Raw genomic sequence first — 17,990 nt, 5'->3', positions numbered from 1 at the left:
GCAGTCCATGGTGGCATCGAAACACCGGGTCGTCAAACCACGCGCCGGCCTCCGCGCGGTGCGCATAAGCGCGGTGGCGGACCATATTTGGCCCGCCACCGCGTTGATCTCGCCTCGAGTCAGAGCAGCCCGAGCAACTCCAGGTCGGTGATGTATTTGACGATCACCGCCGGTGTGACGTGCGGGATATCCTGCGCGGCACCGATTTCCGACTCTTGCACCGCAGCCCGGAATCGATCGGTCGGGGCCATCGACCCGCAGATCGGCGGCTGCGGCTTCTGGTAGTTGTGCAGCAGCGGCAGCAGCGACGCCTGACGTTGCCGCTCCGGCAGCGCCCGCAGGGTGGTCTCGAACCGCTGCAGCCAGTCGCCGTAGTCGGCGATCCGCCGGATCGGGTAGCCGGCCTCGATCAGCCAGTCCACGAACTCGTCCATGCCGAGGCCGTCGTCGTAGGGGTTCATCACGTGGTAGGTGTCGAACCCGTGACCGGCGGTGGCCCCCAAGGAGGTGGACGCCTCGGCGATGAACTCCACCGGCAGACCGTCGTAGTGGGCGCGCTGACGTTTGCCGTCGGCGTCCAACTCGTAGAACGAACCGGGCGCCACGCCGGCGGCGACCAGGCTGAACATCATCCGGGTGAACATGTCCGGCAGGTTGAGCTGGCCGGCGTAGCCGGTGTCGGCCAGGATCATGTCGCAACGGAACACCGCGACCGGCAGACCGCACAGGTCGTGAGCCTCCCGCAGCAGCACCTCGCCGGCCCACTTGCTGTTGCCGTAGCCGTTGGCGTAGCCGTCGTTGATCGCCCGCACCGGGCTCATCACCCGCACGTCGGCGTCCTCGGTGAAGCGGCCCAGCGGGATCTGGTCGCCGACACCGATGGTGGAGAAGTAGGTGAACGGCTTGATCTTGCCGGTCAGCGCGACCCGGATCAGTTCGGCGGTGCCCACGGCGTTGGGGCCGAACAGCTCGCTGTAGGGCAGCACGTGGTTGACCAGCGCGGCCGGGTCGACGATCACGTCGACGGTGTCCGCCAGCCGCTGCCAGACCTCTTGCTCCAGGCCGAGATTCGCCTCGCCCTTGTCACCGGCGATGACTTCCAGGTGCTTGGCGGCCAGTTCGGTGTAGCGGGCCAGCAGCTTCTCATCGCCGCTGTCGAAGGTCGCGTCGAGCCGGCGGCGGGCATCCTCATCGGAGCGGGCCCGCACCAGGCAGATCAGCGTGCCGTCGGACTCTCCGTAAGCGGCATCCAGCCGCTCCAGCCACTCCATCGCCAGGTAGCGGCCCAGGAAGCCGGTGGCGCCGGTCAGCAGTACGGTGCGCACCTGCTCGGACGGTCCGGGCAGCGTCGGCGCCGCGGCCAGGGTGGCCTCGTCGAGGAACTTGTCCAGGGTGAGGTCGGCGGCGGCCACCTCGACGGCGTCCCGGCCGTGTACCGAGGCGAATGTCGGCCGTTTCGAGCCGCGGCGCTCCGCCTCGACATAATCGGCGATGGCCGCCAGATCGTTTGCCGGGCTGACGATCACGCCGACCGGCACGTCCACATCGAAGATGTCGCGCAGCAGGTTCCCGAAGGTCAGCGCCGACAGCGAGTCGCCGCCCAGATCGGTGAAGTGAGCATCGGCGGAGACGTCTCCGGCCGAGGCGCCCAGCAGCGCGGCGGCGGCGCGACTGACGGTTTCCAGCGCGGGCCGCTGTGCGCCGTTCCGGCGCAGCTCGGTCAGCTCGTTGGCCTGACCTTCGGCCAGCTCGGTGTAGAGCCGCTCGAGGCGTTCGCCGTAGTACGCCTTCAGCTTTGGCCAGGCCAGCTTGCGGATGCCGGTGAGCAGCCCGTTCTCCAGCGTGAAGGGTTCGGCCTCGACGATGAAGTCTCGGGGCACCTCGTAGGACTGCAGGTCGGCATCCTTGGCGACTTGCTGAAGCGACTCGGCGATGGCCGACTTGAGACCGGTGGCATCGAAGCGCGCCAGGGCGTCCTCCCTCGGCACCACCACAGCCACCAGGTAGGGCTGCGCACTGTTGCCGTACACGTAGATCTGGCGCACCAGCGGGCTGTTGCCGAACGCCGCTTCCAGCTTCGCCAGCGTGACGAATTCGCCCTGGGCCAGCTTGAGCACGTTGTTGCGCCGGTCGACATAGACCAACCGGTCGGGGCCGATCTCGGCGACCACGTCGCCGGTGCGGTAGTAGCCGTCGGCGTCGAACACCTCGGCGGTGATCTCCGGGCGCTTGTAGTAGCCGGGGAACAGGTTCTCGGACTTGAGCAGCAGCTCACCGCGCGGGTGCGGCTGGTCGGTGGCGAAGTATCCGAGGTCGGGCACGTCGGCCAGCTTGTAGTCGAGCACGGGCGGCCGCTGCACTTCGCCGTCGAAGAGCACCATGCCGGCTTCGGTGGATCCGTAGCCGTTCAGCACGTGCTGCTCGGTGAGCTCCTCGACCCAGGAATGCAGCTCGTCGGAGATCGGGGCGGAGCCGGTCATCGCGAAGATGCAGCGCCCGCCGAGCAGGTCGCGGCGCAGCCGCGCGAGCACCTGCGCCTCAGCGTTCGGGTCGACATCGGTGAACCCGTTCAATTCACTCTGGAAGTGCTGGTAGAGCATTTCCCAGATCCGGGGCACGAAGTTGAGCTCGGTGGGTCGAACCAGCGCGAGGTCTTCGAGGAACGTGGAGAGATCGCTGCGTGAGCTGAAGTAGGCGGTGCCGCCGTTGCCGAGGGTGCCGTAGAGGATGCCGCGGCCCATGATGTGGCTCATCGGCATGAAGTTCAGCGTGATCGAGGCGGCGGTCGGCCCGAACCAGTTCTTGGCCGAGCGGACCCACATCCGCGCCACGTTGCTCTGCGGGTACATCGCACCCTTGGGTGCGCCGGTGCTGCCGGAGGTATACACCAGCAGTGCCAGCGGGTCGGTCTCCTCGCCGGCGTCGCGGTGCGGCTGGGCCGCCAGGCCTGCCGTGTCCGCCGGCGACAGGGCCCGGCCGCGGGTGAGCAATTCGGCCAGCGGCTCGACGACGACCTCGATGTCGGCCAGCTGTGAACGGGCGTCGGCCAGCGCTTCGCGGTGCTCATCGACCTGCTCGTGGTAGTCGAAGACCACCAGGCGGGTGGGAGCGGGACCGGTGCGGACCAGGTCAACGGCATCGGGCAGCGAGTCGACGCTGGCGGCGATGACGCGGGGCTCGGTCTCGGCCACGATCGGCGTCAGGGAGCTGACTGCCGCGGAAGTCTGCAGCGGCACCGAGACGGCGCCGAGCTGGCCCAGCGCCACGTCGATGACGGTGTAGTCGACGCTGGTGAAACCCAGCACCGCGACCCGGTCGCCGGGCCGGACGGCGGCGGCGTCCAGGGCGGCGCTCAGGGCGCGGACCCGTTCGGCCAGCTCGCCGTAGGTGATGGTGTCGTAGCGGGGCTGCAACTTCGCGACGGTGCGGCCGGTGGCCGGGTCGGCGACGAAGTCGACGGCGCGCTGGCCCAGCGCGGGCCGGTCGGAGTAGCCGGCCAGCACGGTCTGGACGAGTTGCGGCAGCCGCAGCCCGGGTCGGCCGGCGGCGTCAGCGACGGCCTGGTCGGGTTGGGCTGCGGCGAATTGGGGGTCGTGGGCGGCCAGTTCGGCGATGAAGCGGTCCTGGTCGTCGGTGGCAGTGGGGTTGACGGGGTTAGCAGTCTTCATATTCGAACCTCTTGGGGATATCTCGCGGAAGTGTTTTTTGCGGGGCGCGGCGCTGCGCCGATAAATACTATGTTAGCAAAACTAATTTAATTTCAGCACCCGCGAGCCGGTGTGACGTTGCCCTCAGGAGTAGGCGGGTTCGGCGGGCTGATCTGCCGCCGCCGGGTCAGCTGATCGATTCCTCCAGCCACGGCACCAGCCACTTCACCCCTTCGGGCGTCAGGTGAATGCCGTCGCTGCGCACCTTGATGCCGTCGACCTTCGCGGTGTAGCCGCCGGCCGGCCCCAGTTTCCTGTTCAAGTCGACCACCGTCACGGCATTGCGCCCGGCGACCACCCGGCGCAGCAGGGCGTTCCAGGCATCAACCCGCTTCGGGTCGTCCTCCGGCCACAGGCTGCCGTCGGCGCGCTCGCCGTAGCGGCTGTAGGGCACCGTGGTCACCACCACTCGACTGCCGCCGGACTCCAGCACGTCGAGTGCGCGGCGCCACTCCGAGGCCAGATAGGCGTCGAACGTCGGGTCACCGATGTGGGTCCACTGGCCCTCGTTGACGCGGTCCACGGTCTCCCAGCGGCCGGCGATCAGTAGCACGACGTCGGATTGGTCCCCCTTGACCTGCCGCGCCCACCGGGCCGGCCATCCGTCGCAGTCCCGTCCCTGATCGATGGTCTTGCCGGCCCAGCGGTAGGGCCCGGCGCGCACGATGCTGCAACCGACGACGGTGTGGTCGATGAAGTCGTAGCCGGGGGTCGGCGGCAGATAGTGCATCAGCGTCCACCCGATCGAGTCGCCGAACACCGAGACGGTGCGCGGCCGGTGGGGATCATGTCGCACGGGCTGCGGCCGCGGCTTTCTGGAATCCGACGGCGGGAGCGGCGGCGATGGCGACACGGCGGCGGCAGCCGCCACGTCGGGGGTCAGGCCGGTCTGGGCGGTCGGCCGATCGACGACCGGGACCACGAACACCGTGACCGCCACCGCGGTGGCGCTGACGGCCGCCCCGAGCGGCAGTAGTGACACCTGAGCCGGCCGCCACCGGCGGATCGGCTCCTCGATGACCCACCACGACACCGCAGCCACCGCCAGCGTGGCGGCGCACCGCACGGTGAACAGCGCCCATCCCGACCACCCGGTGCGCTGGCCGTTGAGCACGAGAAAGACCGGCCAGTGCCACAGGTACACGCCGTAGGAGATGGTCCCCAACCAGACCAGCGGAGCCCACGCCAGCGCGCGCCCCACCAGCCCGCCCTGGTGCAGCGCAACCGGGGCGATCACCGCAATCGCGGCGACGGCGACGATGGTCAGCAGTCCGCCCTGGAACTCCTGCGCGCTGCCGGTGGCGCGATGCGACGCCGCTGCCAGCACTAACAGCCCGGCCAGCGGCAGCAGTCGGGCGACCCAGCGACCCCGGCGGGTGCGGACCACCGACCAGCCTGCGGTCAGCGCGGGCCAGTCCCCCACCAGCAGTGCCGCCGCCGCGGCGCCGATCAGCAGCGCCTGCGCGCGGGTGTCGGTGCCGAAGTAGACCCGGTCGCGGGCGGCCTCAAAGCCCGAGGAGGCCAGCATCTCGGCCGCGGCCGCAGATGCCGCCGCCCCGGCGCTGGCCAGCAGAAAGACGGTCAGCCGCACCGCCCCGACGGTGGCCAGGCGGCCGCGGCGGCGGGCGCGAAATGCCAGCGACAGGGCGATCGCGATCAGCAGCAGCGGCCAGACGAAGTAGTACTGCTCCTCGACACCCAGTGACCAGGTGTGCTGCAGCGGCGACGGGGTGCCCGCCTCGGTGAAGTAGTCGGTGTGCTGGGCTATGAACCGCCAGTTGGCCATCCAGAAGAACGCGGCGATCGCATCCTCCCGTAGCCCCACCACCGCGTCCGAGGGCAGTAGTTCGTGGGCGATCGCGACGGTCAGCACCATCAGCACCAGGGCGGGCAGCAGCCGACGGCCGCGGCGGATCCAGAACCCGGTCAGGTCGATCCGTCCGGTCCGGTGAAGCTCGTCGATCAGCAGGGCGGTGATCAGGAATCCGCTCAGGACGAAGAACAGGTCGACCCCGATGAACCCACCCGGCATTCCCGGGATGCCGCCGTGATCGGCCAGCACCAACGCGACAGCTATCGCACGCAGGCCGTCGAGGGCGTGAATGCCCGGCCGGCGCCGCTCCCGCCGAACCCGGTCCGCGGCGCGTGCAGTGGCCAACCGGGCGGCACGCGGGGCCGGCGCAACCCAGCGGGGCTTGCCTGAGGTGCGCTCCGAGGTGGCCTGGCGAGTCCGGTTCCCGACCGGTCGACTCATCTCATCCTGGTCGCCGTTGGCGCCGATTGGTCGATCCTCTCGCTGGTGGACCACCGAAAGCTTAGGGGGCGACCAGGCGTCGGACCGGGAGGACACGCTCGGCGTCAGGAGACCAATTCGGCAGTGCGCCACCAGATCAACGCAACGAACAGCGCCAGCAGCGCGATGCTGGCGCCGGCCTGGACCCGGTTGCGAATCCCCGGCGCGGGATACACGTAGGCGCACGCCACCAGCAGCCCGGTGATCAGCCCGCCGACGTGCCCCTGCCAGCTGATCCGCGGGATGGTGAAGGTGAAGACCAAGTTGATTCCGATGATCGCGGCCACCCAGCCGATGTCCATGTTCAGCCGCCGACCGACGATCAGCGTCGCGCCGAACAAGCCGAAGATGGCACCTGAAGCGCCGGCGGTGGCGGTGTCCAGCGGGGCCAGCAGATAGACCGCGACCGAGCCGCCCAGCGCGCTGAGCAGGTACAGCGCGCTGAATCGCACCCGGCCGAGCAGGCCTTCCAGCGGCGGGCCCACCACATACAGCGCCCACATGTTGAGCAGCAGATGCATCGCGCCGTAGTGCAGGAACGCCGAGGTCAGCAAGCGGTAGAGCTGCCCGTCGGCCACTGCCGGTGACCAGAGCACCAACTCGGAGTCCAAGTTGCGCGACATCTGCCCGATGAATGCCAGCACGTTCAGCGCGATCAGCCCGTAGCTGATCACCGGTGCCCCCGAGGTGCCCCGAATCCGGGTTCGGGGCGCACGCGCCTGGGCGGCGCCGGCCTGTGCACACTCGACACAGTGCTGCCCGACGGCGGCACCACGCATGCAGTCACCGCAGATGTAGCGCTCACATCGGGTGCAGCGCAGCGCGGTGGCCCGGTCCGGGTGCCGGTAGCAGACGGTCATGGGTACACCTTCTCACTGGCACCCCCCTCATCGGCACGGCGGTAGATTTCCTGTTGTGGCAACTCCGATACCGCGCAGAGGTCTCAACGACGCGATCACCCGATTCTGGAGCTGGGCCGCTCCTGCCTACGACGCCCGCTACCTGCAACATTGGGTCTACCGCCCGGCCCAGGACGAGCTGATCGCCGCGCTGCGGGCCCACCAGCCGGCCCGGGTGGCCGACATCGCCTGCGGCACCGGCATTCTCGCCGACCGGATCGAACGCGAACTGGGGCCCGAAGCCGTCTACGGGGTGGACATGTCCGCCGGGATGCTCAACGAGGCCCGGGCGCGCTCGACGCGGGTGCAGTGGTTGACCGGCCCGGCCGAACGCCTGCCGTTCGACGACGGGGCCCTCGATGCGGTGGTGACCAGCTCGGCGTTTCATTTCTTCGACCAGCCGGCCGCGGTGCGGGAGTTTCACCGGGTCCTGGTGCCGGGCGGAATGGCGGCGGTCACCGCGCTGAGCCCACGCCACCCCGTCCCGCTGCGCCGGCTGCTGGGTGCCCGCTGGAACCCGGCGCACCAGCCGACGCCGGCGGAGATGCGCGCGTTGTTCACCGGCGCCGGGTTCAGCCTCGCCGACCAGCATCGGGTGGCGCGGCCGGCCTGGACGCTGCTGGTGTCGGACCTGATCACCGTCGGCGTCAAGCCGTAGCGCTGGACGCGCCGGTACGCTCGCCTGATATGAGACCGAAGAAGCTGGCCGGGACGGCGGCCGTCGCACTCGCGGTGTGCTGGACGGCCAGCGGGGTCGCCGGGGCGGAGCCGACTCCCCCGCCCGCACCCAAACAGGTGATCGACGCCGACGGCACCTACGCCGTCGGGAAGGACATCGTGCCGGGCACCTACCGCTCGGACGGCCCGCGGGAGGGTAACGCCTGCTACTGGCGCCGGGTCAGCGGCGACAAGATCGTCGACAGTGCGATGACCAAGAAGCCGCAGGTGGTGCTGATCGAGCCGGGCGACACCACATTCCGGACTGACCGCTGTGCGCCTTGGCAGCTGACCGAATGCCCGCCCACCTGCGCACCGGTACCGGAGCAGTCCGCGGGTCTGCCCGACGTGCTGAAGGGTTTCATGCCGCAACCCCGGCCGGCCGCGCCCGCACCCAGCGGCGGCTAGCCTCCACCGAGCCCGCGAGCCGGAATCTCACGACGTGACACGCCGTCGGCGCGTCGTGAGATTCCGACTCGGCCAGACGCAGCCGACAGCTCGCGCCCGTCACTTCTTCGTCAGTTGGTGCGGGCAATAGGTGTCCGCGGCGATGGCGGCGAACTGGGCCGCGCCGTCGGTGGTGAAGCCGGGATTATTCGCCTTCAGGTCGGCGATCACCTGCAAGCCGGGTTCGCCCCGATCAACCAGGCCGCAGACCGCGCGGGCGGCGTCAATGGCCTGGCTCGAGTTGGTGTAGGTGATTCCGGCGGCCCGCAGCGTCTCCAGGAACGCCGCGTTGTGCAAGCCCCCGCCCGCAGGGTCGGGTTGGGCGCCCGGTTCGGGATCGGCGTTCCCGGGAGCGGCCCAGGCAACGGCGAGGCCGGCCGTAACGGCCAGTGCCAGCAGCGACTTCACGGGATTGCCGTCGCCGCGGCGGTTGACCCGGTTGCTTTGGCGGCCTTTTTCAGGTGCACCGCGTGGAAGCCGGGCTTCTTCGACAGTTCCTCAAGCAGGTCGTCCAGACCGGCCTCGTCGATCTGCCAATGCTGGACGGCATCCTTCTGCTTCTGCAATTGGGCTAGGACACGGTCGAGTTGAACCGGGGCCTGACCTTTGCCGCCCTTGGCGGCCCCGCCACGAACGTTGGCGCCGTTGATCAGCTGCGACCGCGGAGTGCCCAGGGCGCCGCCGGTCAGGGCGCCCAATGCGGCCGGGTTGAGCAGGCCCGCCGCGCCGGCCGACGGCGCCGCGACTGCGCTGCCGACCGCCGGCAGTGCGGTGGCGGCCAACCGGATCGCCGGGGTGGCGGTCGCCCAGCCCTGCGGCACCGACAGCGCCCCGACCGTCGGCGCGGTGCCGACGCCGGCCGTCACCGCGCGGACCATGCCGCTGCTCGCCGCCGACCTCGGACCACCCCCCAATCCGGCTCCCAATCCGGCCATCCCGTTCCCGCCCGATCCCGCCATCCCGTTCCCGCCCAATCCCGCCATCCCGTTCCCGCCCAATCCCGCCCCGAGCGCGGACTTGGGGACCTCCGGCAACAGCGACTGCGGCTTGTAGAACGTCTTGAACTGGACCATGCCGAAGTTGGGCCCGCTCAGCACGAAGTTGCCGAGGCCACCGAACTTCATGAACCCGCCGAGGGTGCTGAAGAGGCCCTCGTAGATCCCGGAGATCTCCGACGCATCCCCGGCCGCGGCGAGACCCGGCGCGATCTGGCCGGCCGGGTTGGTGATCTGCGGCGGCGCGGCGAACGGCGTCAACCGGGTAGCGGCGGCCGCGGCGGCGAAGTACTGGAACATCGCGCCGGCGTCCTGAGCCCACATCTGCGCGTACTGGGCGTCGGCGGCCGCGATCGCCGCGGTGTTCTGCCCGAAGGTGTTGGTCGCCAGCAGCGCTTCGCGCAGACTGCGGTTGGCCGCGATCACCGGCGGCGGCACCACGGCGGCCAGCGCCACCTCGAATGCGCTCGCCGCGGCGCCGGCTTGCACCGCCGCTTGGGTGGCCTGCGCGGCGGCGGTCGACATCCAGTCCACGAAGGGCGTCGCGGCGGCGACCATGGCCGCCGACGACGGGCCCGTCCAGTCGGCCGGCAGCGCCGCGAGCACCGTCCGGTAGGAGGTGGTGGCGGACTGCAACTCGCCGGCCAGCCCGTCCCAGGCGGTGGCCGCGGCGAGCAGCGACTCGGCTCCCGGGCCGGTGTACATCAGGCCGGAGGTGATCTCCGGCGGAATCGTGGCGAAATCGATCACAGCACCTCCCCTAGTCCTCGGGTACCGGGATGACCAGGATGGTGGCGGTGGTCAGCGCCTCGGTGTCGGGCGCCTTGTCGATCACCCGCACGGCGCCGCCCGCGACGGACTGCACGGCCGTGCCACCGACGGCGCGGCCGGCCAGGCTCGACAACGCCATCTCGTTGAACATCGCGCTCGACGAGCCCTCGACGGCGAACGCCGAGGCACTGGAACTCACCGAACTGCTCGCCAGGGCCGCCGGCAGAACCTTTCCGCCCGGCGCGGCGCTGGCCCAGCTCGCCGGTACCGACAACGACCCGACCATGCTTGCCTGTCCCGTTGTCGCGGCCACCGTCGTGGCGCCCGCCGTCAGCGGCGACTGGAATGAGATGTACCCGCCCGACAGCGGCCCCAGCGCGCCGGTCACCGGGGCCGGACCACTGAGCAGGGCGGCCACCCCGGGCGGATTCTGGGCCAAGCCCACCAGCTGCCCGGCGATCAGCCACCCGCTGCCGAGGTTGGCGAGGTGACCGAGCGGCGAGTACGGCCCCGCCAGGTCGCCCAGGAACTTGGCGAGATCCCCGAGACCGGACCCGACATCGCCGACCGCGGACGTCGCCTGCGCCGGGGACGGGCTGAGGTTCTGCAGTGCCCTCGGCACCGCCGACAGCATCTGCGAGACCCTCGACGGGGCGGCCGAGGCGGTCCTGGCTGCGGCGCTCTCCGCCGCCGTGACCGCCCGGGTCCCGGCACCGAGGTCGGCGGCCTCCGGAGCCGGGTCGAACGCACTGACCTGAGTGGCGGCCGCCGCAGCACCCGCATAGCCGTACATGGCGGTGGCGTCCTGCGCCCACATCTCGGCGTAGAGGGCATCGGTTGCCGCGATCGCCGGGGTGTTCTGTCCCAGCAGGTTGGTCGCCACCAGCGTCAACTGCAGGCTGCGGTTGGCCGCGATCACCGGCGGCGGGACGTGCGCCGCGAATGCGGCCTCGTACGCCGCGGCCGCCGAGGAGACCTGGACCGCCACGTGCTCGACCCGCACGGCGGTGGCACCGATCCACTCGGCGTAGGGCGTGGCCGCTACCGCCATCGCCATGGCGGACGGCCCGTGCCAGGTACCGGCCAGGTCGGCGATCACCGAACGGTAAGCCGCGGCCGCGGTGTGCAACTCGCCGGCCAACCCGTGCCATGCGGCGGCGGCGGCCAACAGCGGCCCGGGTCCCGCTCCGGAGTACATCAGGCCGGAGTGAACTTCCGGCGGCATCGCACCAAATTCCATGTCACCCGACCTTTGTGCGTGAGGGGCTTCGGCTGACCACCAGGGTGGCCAACGGCTGAATCTAGATCGACTCGCTGGAAGGTGGCCGGGAGTTAGCTGTGAGAGATCCTGGGGAGACCTGTGGTCGCGATCACATGCTGAAGGGTGGCATGGGGGCGCGGGTCCCGCAACCGATAGCTCAGTCGGGTACCGCGTCGGCCAGCAACAACGTCGCGGCATCGACCAGTGTCCTGATCACCTCGTCGGTGCTGAAGTCGCTGAGCCACAGGTTCGGGGCGTCGCTACGGTGCAGCATCGCGACGCCGTGTAACGCCACCGACAACGCGGCGGCGATCCGGTCGGAGTCCGGATCCGAACCCCGCGCTTGCCCACGGCAGGCCAACAGCCCCCTGGTGACCACCGCGAGCGCCTGGCGGGCCGCCGGCGGCGCGTGACCGTCCTGGGTCATCAGGGCGTAGCGCAGCGGATGCCGCTGCGCGAATGACACATACACCCGACAACCGATCAGCAGGCGCTCGCGGGGATCGGTGGCCGCCTGAACCTGCTCGGCGATCTCCTCGGACACCTGCACCCAGCTCGATTCGGCGACGGCCTCGAGCACCCGATCCCGGTCCTCGAAGTGTGCATAGACCGACGGCGCCGCGATACCGGCCTCGCGGGCGATGCGCCGCAGCGACACCTCGCCTTCACTGTCCGCGGTGTCGATGACCCGCGCGGCCGCCGCCAGGATCTCCTCGCGCAGCAATGCACCGTGACCTCGCATATTGCGCCGACGAGAGGGACTGGGCACGTCATCATCCTAACGACCGTTAGCTGTGGCTCTGTTGCGTGCTGCACAACAATCCACACATTGGTGTGAGCCGCCACAATCTAACTTTACATGTGTTTCCTTATGCTCGTAAGGTTACGTCCATGAGCACAATGCAAAAGCTTCGGGGGCCCCTTGAGCGGCTGTGGGTCGTACTGGTGATCGTCCCCGTCGCAGCCGTGGCCGTACTGGTCATCTACCGGTTCCACGGCATCTTCGGCGCCGATCAGTCCGCCGCCGGCAGCGCCAGCGGCGAGATCGTCTCCACCGTCCCCAAGTACGTCACCTACGAGATCTACGGCCCCGAAGGCACCTCGGGCATGGTCAGCTACGTCGACGAACGCGCCCAGTCCCGGGCGGCGACGTTCGGCTCCCTGCCGTGGTCGCTGACGTTGACCACGACGCAGCCGAGCGTGTTCGCCAACGTCATGGCCCAGGGCGACAGCAACGAGCTGGGTTGCCGGATCACCGTCAACGGCGAACTGCGCGACCAGCAGCAGGCCGAGGGACACGCTGCCGCGACGTTCTGCGTGGTGAAGGCAGCATGAGCCGGATCATTCGCGCCCTGGCCATCCCGATCATCCTGTTCTGGCTCGCCGCGGCCGCCGCGACCAACCTGCTGGTGCCGCAACTGGAGATCGTCGGCGCGCGCAATGCCGTCTCGCTCTCACCGCAGGACGCGCCTTCGGTGATCGCGATGAAGCACATCGGGGAGAAATTCGGCGAGTTCAGTTCCGATTCCGTGCTGATGATCGTGCTGGAAGGCGACGAACCGCTCGGTGACCTGGACAGCGCCGCGCACCGCTACTACGACCGGTTGGTGGGCGCCCTGCAGGCCGACACCGCACACGTCGAGCACGTGCAGGACTTCTGGGGCGACCGGGTCACCTCGGCGGGGTCGCAGAGTGAGGACGGCCGGGCCGCCTACGTGCAGGTGCACCTCGCGGGCAACCAGGGCTCGGCCCGCGGCGTCGAATCGGTCGACGCGGTGCGGGACATCGTCGAGCATTCCGACCCCCCGGCCGGCCTGCGGCCCTACGTGACCGGCCAGGCCGCCCTGGTCGCCGACACCAACGAGGCCGGCGACGCGTCCATGGTGAAGATGACCGGGATAACCCTGGCAGTCATCGCGGTGATGCTGCTGGTGGTCTACCGCTCGATCGCCACCACCGTGATCGGGCTGCTGGTCGTGGTCACCGAGATGAGCATGGCCCGCGGGCTGATCGCGGTGCTGAGCAACTTCGGTGTCTTCGCGATCTCGACGTTCGTGGTCAGCATCCTGACTGCGCTGGCCATCGCGGCCGGAACCGACTACTGGATCTTCCTCATCGGGCGTTACCACGAGGCCCGTGGGACCGGCGAGGAACGTGAAAGTGCCCAGCGCACAACGCTGTCAAGCGTCAGCCATGTCATTCTGGGCTCTGGTTTGACCATCGCCGGCGCGATGCTGTGCCTGCATTTCACCCGACTGAACTACTTCAACACCCTGGCGGTGCCGTGCGCGCTGGGCATGTTCACCATCCTGGCGATGGGGCTGACGTTCGCGCCGGCCGTCCTCGCGGTCAGCAGCCGGTTCGGGCTGCTCGACCCCAAGCGGGCCACCAAGACCGGCGGGTGGCGCAAGGTCGGAACGGCCGTGGTGCGCTGGCCGGTGCCGATCCTGGCCGCCGCGAGTGCCGTTGCGGCCGTCGGTGTCCTGGTGTTGCCCGGCTATAAGACCAGCTACGACAACCGGCACTACATCCCGTCCGACGTGCCATCCAACATCGGCTACGCCGCAGCGGAGAAACACTTCAGCTCCGCACGGATGAACCCGGACATGCTGATGGTCGAAGCCGATCACGACATGCGCAACCCGCGCGACATGCTGGTGCTGGATCGCGTCGCGCGCAACATCTTCCGGATCCCCGGCATCGAACGGGTACAGAGCATCACCCGCCCGCTCGGTCCGCCGATGGAACACGGGTCGGTGCCGTTCCAGATCAGCGCGCAGGGCGTCACGGTGGCCGAGAACCTCCAGTTCCTCAAGGCCCGCCTCGATGACACCCAGACGATGGCCGATCAACTCTCCTCAATGGTCACGGTGATGGACCGGCTGCACGGCCTGACCGTGCAGCTGTCCGACGCCACCCACGGCACCGACCAGGCCACCCATGACATGCAGGGCACCATGGCCGAAGTGCGCGACCGGATAGCCGACTTCGACGACGAGGTCCGTCCACTGCGCAACTATTTCTATTGGGAGCCGCACTGTTTCAACATCGGCGTCTGCAATGCGTTCCGGTCGATGTTCGACGCCACGGACGGCTTCGACAAGCTGGCCGAGAACACCACGGCCTTAGCCGACCAGCTGGACCGGGTCGACGGCATCACACCGGCGATCGCCGACCAGATCCCGCCGATGATCGCCATCACCACCAACATGCGCGATCTGATGTTGACCATGCACAGCAGCTTCGGCCAGGTGCTGACGCAGCTGGAGCAGATGACCGACACCGCCGCGGTGATGGGCCAGGTGTTCGACGATGCCCGCAACGACGACATGTTCTACCTGCCGCCGGAGGCGTTCGACAGCCCCGACTTTCAGCGCGGGATGGAGCTGATGATGTCACCGGACGGTCAGGCGGCGCGCATCCTGATCACCCACGACACCGATCCCGCTACGGTCGAAGGCATCTCGCACGTCGGTGCCGAACTCCAAGCCGCCAAGGAGGCCGTCAAGGGCACCCCGCTGGCCAAGGCGAAGTTCTTCCTCGGCGGCACCGCAGCCACCTACGCCGACATACAGACCGGTGCCCACTACGACCTGCTGATCGCGGCGATCGCCGCCATTGTGTTGATCTTCGTGGTGATGCTGCTGATCACCCGCGCGCTGGTCGCCTCGATCGTGATCGTGGGAACCGTGGTGCTGTCGCTGGCCTCCTCGTTCGGGCTGTCCGTGCTGTTGTGGCAGTACGTGTTCGGTGTCGAGTTGCAGTGGCTGGTGATCGCGATGAGCGTGATCGTGCTGCTGGCGGTGGGTTCGGACTACAACCTGCTGGTGGTCTCGCGGATGAAGGAGGAGATCAGCTCGGGGCCCAGGGCGGGCTTGAAGACCGGGCTGATCCGCGCGATGGGCGCCACCGGGAAGGTGGTGACGGCCGCCGGAATGGTGTTCGCGGTCACCATGATCGCGATGATCGCCAGTGACCTGCGCTCGGTCGGGCAGATCGGCACCACCATCGGACTGGGCCTGCTGTTCGACACCTTCATCGTCCGCAGCCTGATCACCCCGTCGATCGCGGCGCTGCTCGGCCGGTGGTTCTGGTGGCCGATCAACGTCTACCGGCGGCCCACCGCGGCGCCTGCTCCGATCCTCGCCTCCGACGAGGCGCCGACCCGGGCGCAACCGGTGCCGATCGGCTAGCGATCTTACTGTTACGCCAAGATACTCTTAACTTTCTTAATTTATGTGTATCGTGGGCCCCTGACGTCGGGAAGGGGATTGCAGTGGGCGCATCGGGAACGTCTGCGGTGGTGCTGGGCGCCGGGATGGCCGGACTACTGGCGGCCCGGGTGGCATCGGAGTTCTACGACTGCGTCACGGTGGTGGACCGCGATCGGCTCCCCGATCACCCCGCCCACCGCAAGGGGGTTCCGCAGAGCCGTCACCTGCACAGCTTCCTCACCCGCGGTACGGCCGTCCTCGGTGAGTTGTTTCCCGGCATCCTCGACGACCTCGCCACCGCCGGCGCGGTGGTCATCGACAACGCCGACCTGTCCGGGCGGTATGCGCGGATCGGCCGTCACGAGCTGAACCGGACCGGCAGGCTCGCCGATCCCCGTGCCCTGGCGATTTACAGCGCGAGCCGGCCGTTCGTGGAGTTTCACGTGCGACAACACGTCGACAAGCTCGGCAACGTCGCGTTTCTCGACGGCCACGACGCGGTCGAACCGGTGCACGACCGGGGCGTCGTCACCGGCGTGCGCATCACGAATCGGCGCAACAGGCTGACGCAGATTCTGCACGCCGAGCTCGTCGTCGACGCGACGGGACGGTCCGCCCGCACCGCGGAGTTCCTGACCCGAAACGGCTTCGGCAGTGTGCCCGAGCAGCGCCTCGGTGCGACCTGGGGCTACTCCAGCCAGTTGCTGCGCATCCCGCCGGGACGGCTCGCCGACCAGATGGTCTTCATCAACCAAGGCCGACCCGCTCCGGTGCTGCTGCTGATGGCCTACGAGCAGGACACCTGGATGCTGGCCATCGCCCGCCGGGGCGACTGTGGCGCTCCCCCACCGGATTTCACCGCGATGCTGGCCGCGGCCAAGCAGGTCCTTCCGGCGGCCATCATGGCCGGGCTGCGCGGCGCCACCCCGGTGGGCGACATCGCGGTCTCCCGTGACACCGGGGCACTGTGGCACCGCTACGACCGCATGCCGCGCTTCCCCGCCGGACTGGTGGTGACCGGTGACGGACTCTGTCGGCTCAATCCGCTGCACGGCCAGGGCATGACGACCGCGGCGCTGCAGGCGCTCGCGCTGCGCGACTGCCTGCGAAAGCGGGGATCGGACCTGCCGCACCGGTTCTTTCGCGCCGCGGCCACCGATATCGCACCGATCTGGGCGGCAAACGCGGCCAACGATCGTCCCTCGTCGCCCGATCACCCGCATCCGGTCCGCCAGCGACTGAACGGGCTGTTCGCAGACGCGGTCGGGACGGCCGCGTCCCGCGACATCACCGTCACCGAACGGCTCCTGCGGGTGCGCAACCTCGTCGACCCGCCGTCGCGGCTACGCGATCCGTCGCTGCTGGGCCGGGTCGTGGTGGCCAACCTGCGGAGCGCGGGGTTCGCGTCATGACCGGCGACGAAGCCGCCATCCGGGAGTTGCTCGCGCAGCAGGTCGCAGGCTGGAATTCCGGGGACCCGGTGGCCTACGCGGCGGTCTTCACGCCCGACGCGGACTACGTCACCTTCCTGGGCGCCCACCGCCACGGTCGCGAGGCGATCGCCGCGTCGTATGCCCCGCTGTTCGCGAAACTGCTGCGCGGGTCGCGGCTGAACGTAGAGGTCACCGGGCTGCGGTTTTTGACCCCAGACGTGGCGCTGATCCACGCCCGCGCCACGGTGACCAAAAGAGCACGGCGTCGCAGTCGGGGTCTACGGGTGAACACCAGCATCGCGGTGCGGACCGGCGACGGCTGGCTGCTGGCCGCCTCGCAGAACACCACCCACCGTCGGCTGGCCGAAAAACTGTTGCGCACACTGGCTTCCCGATGCCGAGACGAGGGGGCTCACCATGCTTGACGCCAGTTACCGCGCCACTCGCGGCCGGGTCGCCGCCCTGGCCGCCGGACTCGACGACGAACAACGTCGCACCGCGGTGCCGGCCACGCCGGGGTGGACGGTGCACGAGGTGCTGGCGCACGTGGTCGGTGGTGCCGCCGATCTGGCCGCGGGACGGCTGGACGGTGTGCCGGGCGACAAGTGGACTGCCCGGCACGTCAGCGAACGCCGGCACCGCCCGGTGCGACGCCTCCTCGAAGAGTGGGAGACCGTCGCCCAAGCGGTCGAATCCGATCTGGCGGGCCAGCGTTTCGTCGGCCCCAATCTGGCCGCGGACCTGATCTGTCACGAAGCCGACCTGCACGAGGCGCTGGGGCTTGGCCGCGTCGCCCGCAAGCACTGGCAGCAGCCCTTCCTGGAGGTGCTGATGAAACGGTTCGCGTACGGCCTGAAAGACAGCACGTCGCTGGCGGTCCAGGACGAGGTAGGACAGGAATGGCATTGCGGCTCGGGTGATCCCGTCACGACCCTGAACGCGGACGGCTACGAACTGCTGCGCGCCATGTTCAGCCGCCGGTCCAGGCGTCAGATCATGGCATGGGACTGGTCATCGGCGCCGGGAAAGCAGATGGTCGACGGTTTCGGGGTCTTCGGCCACCGCGACGACGACCAGCCGATCCCGACCGCCCGACCGCCCGACCTCAAACGGTGCAGGAGGTGAGCCGCGGCGGGGAGAACGTCACCGACCCGACCCCGCCGTCGCGTTTGGTACCGGTCAGGCCGATCGGAAATGCGTGGCGCGGCGGACCCCTGGCTTTAGCCATGGGGGTGAGCGCATCAAGGTCGCAC

General features: G+C 69.3%; 14 protein-coding genes. 7 read left to right on the top strand and 7 right to left on the bottom strand.

From position 1 onward, the window contains the following. Positions 1–119: 119 nt before the first annotated feature. The 3 genes from car to ACZYY4_RS12975 all read right to left on the bottom strand — a co-directional run bounded on the left by car (position 120) and on the right by ACZYY4_RS12975 (position 6,860). On the bottom strand, positions 120–3,668 hold the full coding sequence (gene car / locus ACZYY4_RS12985) for a carboxylic acid reductase (protein WP_463810385.1): 3,549 nt from the start codon (positions 3,666–3,668) through the stop codon (positions 120–122). Positions 3,669–3,834: 166 nt separating this feature from the next. After that, positions 3,835–5,961, bottom strand: a complete 2,127-nt coding sequence (locus tag ACZYY4_RS12980) for an acyltransferase family protein (RefSeq protein WP_463810384.1) — start codon at positions 5,959–5,961, stop codon at positions 3,835–3,837. 104 nt (positions 5,962–6,065) lie between these two features. After that, positions 6,066–6,860, bottom strand: coding sequence for a rhomboid family intramembrane serine protease (locus tag ACZYY4_RS12975; RefSeq protein WP_463810383.1), 795 nt, complete (start codon positions 6,858–6,860; stop codon positions 6,066–6,068). Between the two features lie 55 nt (positions 6,861–6,915). Here ACZYY4_RS12975 and ACZYY4_RS12970 point away from each other — a divergent pair, with 55 nt between their 5' ends. Together ACZYY4_RS12970 and ACZYY4_RS12965 are read left to right on the top strand one after the other, a co-directional pair. Then, on the top strand, positions 6,916–7,557 hold the full coding sequence (locus ACZYY4_RS12970; RefSeq protein ID WP_463810382.1) for a class I SAM-dependent methyltransferase: 642 nt from the start codon (positions 6,916–6,918) through the stop codon (positions 7,555–7,557). Between the two features lie 29 nt (positions 7,558–7,586). Beyond that, a complete protein-coding gene (locus tag ACZYY4_RS12965; protein WP_463810381.1) occupies positions 7,587–8,024 on the top strand; it encodes a hypothetical protein in 438 nt (145 codons plus the stop codon). A 99-nt stretch (positions 8,025–8,123) separates the two neighbouring features. Here the strand turns inward: ACZYY4_RS12965 and ACZYY4_RS12960 are convergent, their stop codons facing one another. The 4 genes from ACZYY4_RS12960 to ACZYY4_RS12945 form a co-directional block, all read right to left on the bottom strand. After that, complete coding sequence (locus ACZYY4_RS12960; RefSeq protein ID WP_463810380.1) at positions 8,124–8,471, bottom strand: DUF732 domain-containing protein; 348 nt, start codon at positions 8,469–8,471, stop codon at positions 8,124–8,126. Then, entirely contained in the window at positions 8,468–9,805 is a 1,338-nt protein-coding gene (locus tag ACZYY4_RS12955) for a PPE family protein (protein ID WP_463810444.1), read from the bottom strand. The genes ACZYY4_RS12960 and ACZYY4_RS12955 overlap by 4 nt, the downstream gene beginning before the upstream one ends. 13 nt (positions 9,806–9,818) lie before the next feature. Further along, positions 9,819–11,069 (bottom strand): PPE family protein, encoded by a 1,251-nt coding sequence (locus ACZYY4_RS12950; protein WP_463810379.1) that lies wholly within the window; start codon positions 11,067–11,069, stop codon positions 9,819–9,821. A 178-nt stretch (positions 11,070–11,247) separates the two neighbouring features. Continuing rightward, a complete protein-coding gene (locus ACZYY4_RS12945; protein ID WP_463810378.1) occupies positions 11,248–11,859 on the bottom strand; it encodes a TetR/AcrR family transcriptional regulator in 612 nt (203 codons plus the stop codon). A gap of 122 nt (positions 11,860–11,981) precedes the next feature. On the opposite strand from ACZYY4_RS12945, the gene ACZYY4_RS12940 reads away from it, so the two are divergent. The 5 genes from ACZYY4_RS12940 to ACZYY4_RS12920 all read left to right on the top strand — a co-directional run bounded on the left by ACZYY4_RS12940 (position 11,982) and on the right by ACZYY4_RS12920 (position 17,862). Next, positions 11,982–12,425, top strand: a complete 444-nt coding sequence (locus ACZYY4_RS12940) for an MmpS family transport accessory protein (protein ID WP_463810377.1) — start codon at positions 11,982–11,984, stop codon at positions 12,423–12,425. Next, on the top strand, positions 12,422–15,283 hold the full coding sequence (locus tag ACZYY4_RS12935; RefSeq protein ID WP_463810376.1) for an MMPL/RND family transporter: 2,862 nt from the start codon (positions 12,422–12,424) through the stop codon (positions 15,281–15,283). The genes ACZYY4_RS12940 and ACZYY4_RS12935 overlap by 4 nt, the downstream gene beginning before the upstream one ends. A gap of 83 nt (positions 15,284–15,366) precedes the next feature. Continuing rightward, positions 15,367–16,716, top strand: a complete 1,350-nt coding sequence (locus ACZYY4_RS12930) for an NAD(P)/FAD-dependent oxidoreductase (RefSeq protein WP_463810375.1) — start codon at positions 15,367–15,369, stop codon at positions 16,714–16,716. Further along, a complete protein-coding gene (locus tag ACZYY4_RS12925; protein WP_463810374.1) occupies positions 16,713–17,162 on the top strand; it encodes an SgcJ/EcaC family oxidoreductase in 450 nt (149 codons plus the stop codon). The genes ACZYY4_RS12930 and ACZYY4_RS12925 overlap by 4 nt, the downstream gene beginning before the upstream one ends. Next, the gene (locus ACZYY4_RS12920) at positions 17,155–17,862 is read left to right on the top strand and encodes a maleylpyruvate isomerase family mycothiol-dependent enzyme (RefSeq protein ID WP_463810373.1); all 708 of its coding nucleotides are present in this window, start codon (positions 17,155–17,157) and stop codon (positions 17,860–17,862) included. The genes ACZYY4_RS12925 and ACZYY4_RS12920 overlap by 8 nt, the downstream gene beginning before the upstream one ends. Positions 17,863–17,990 lie beyond the last annotated feature (128 nt).

It is taken from the genome of Mycobacterium sp. IDUB_21 (assembly GCF_055419425.1).
Note: the sequence above shows the minus strand (reverse complement) of the source record. Positions and strands in the feature narration are given on the sequence as shown.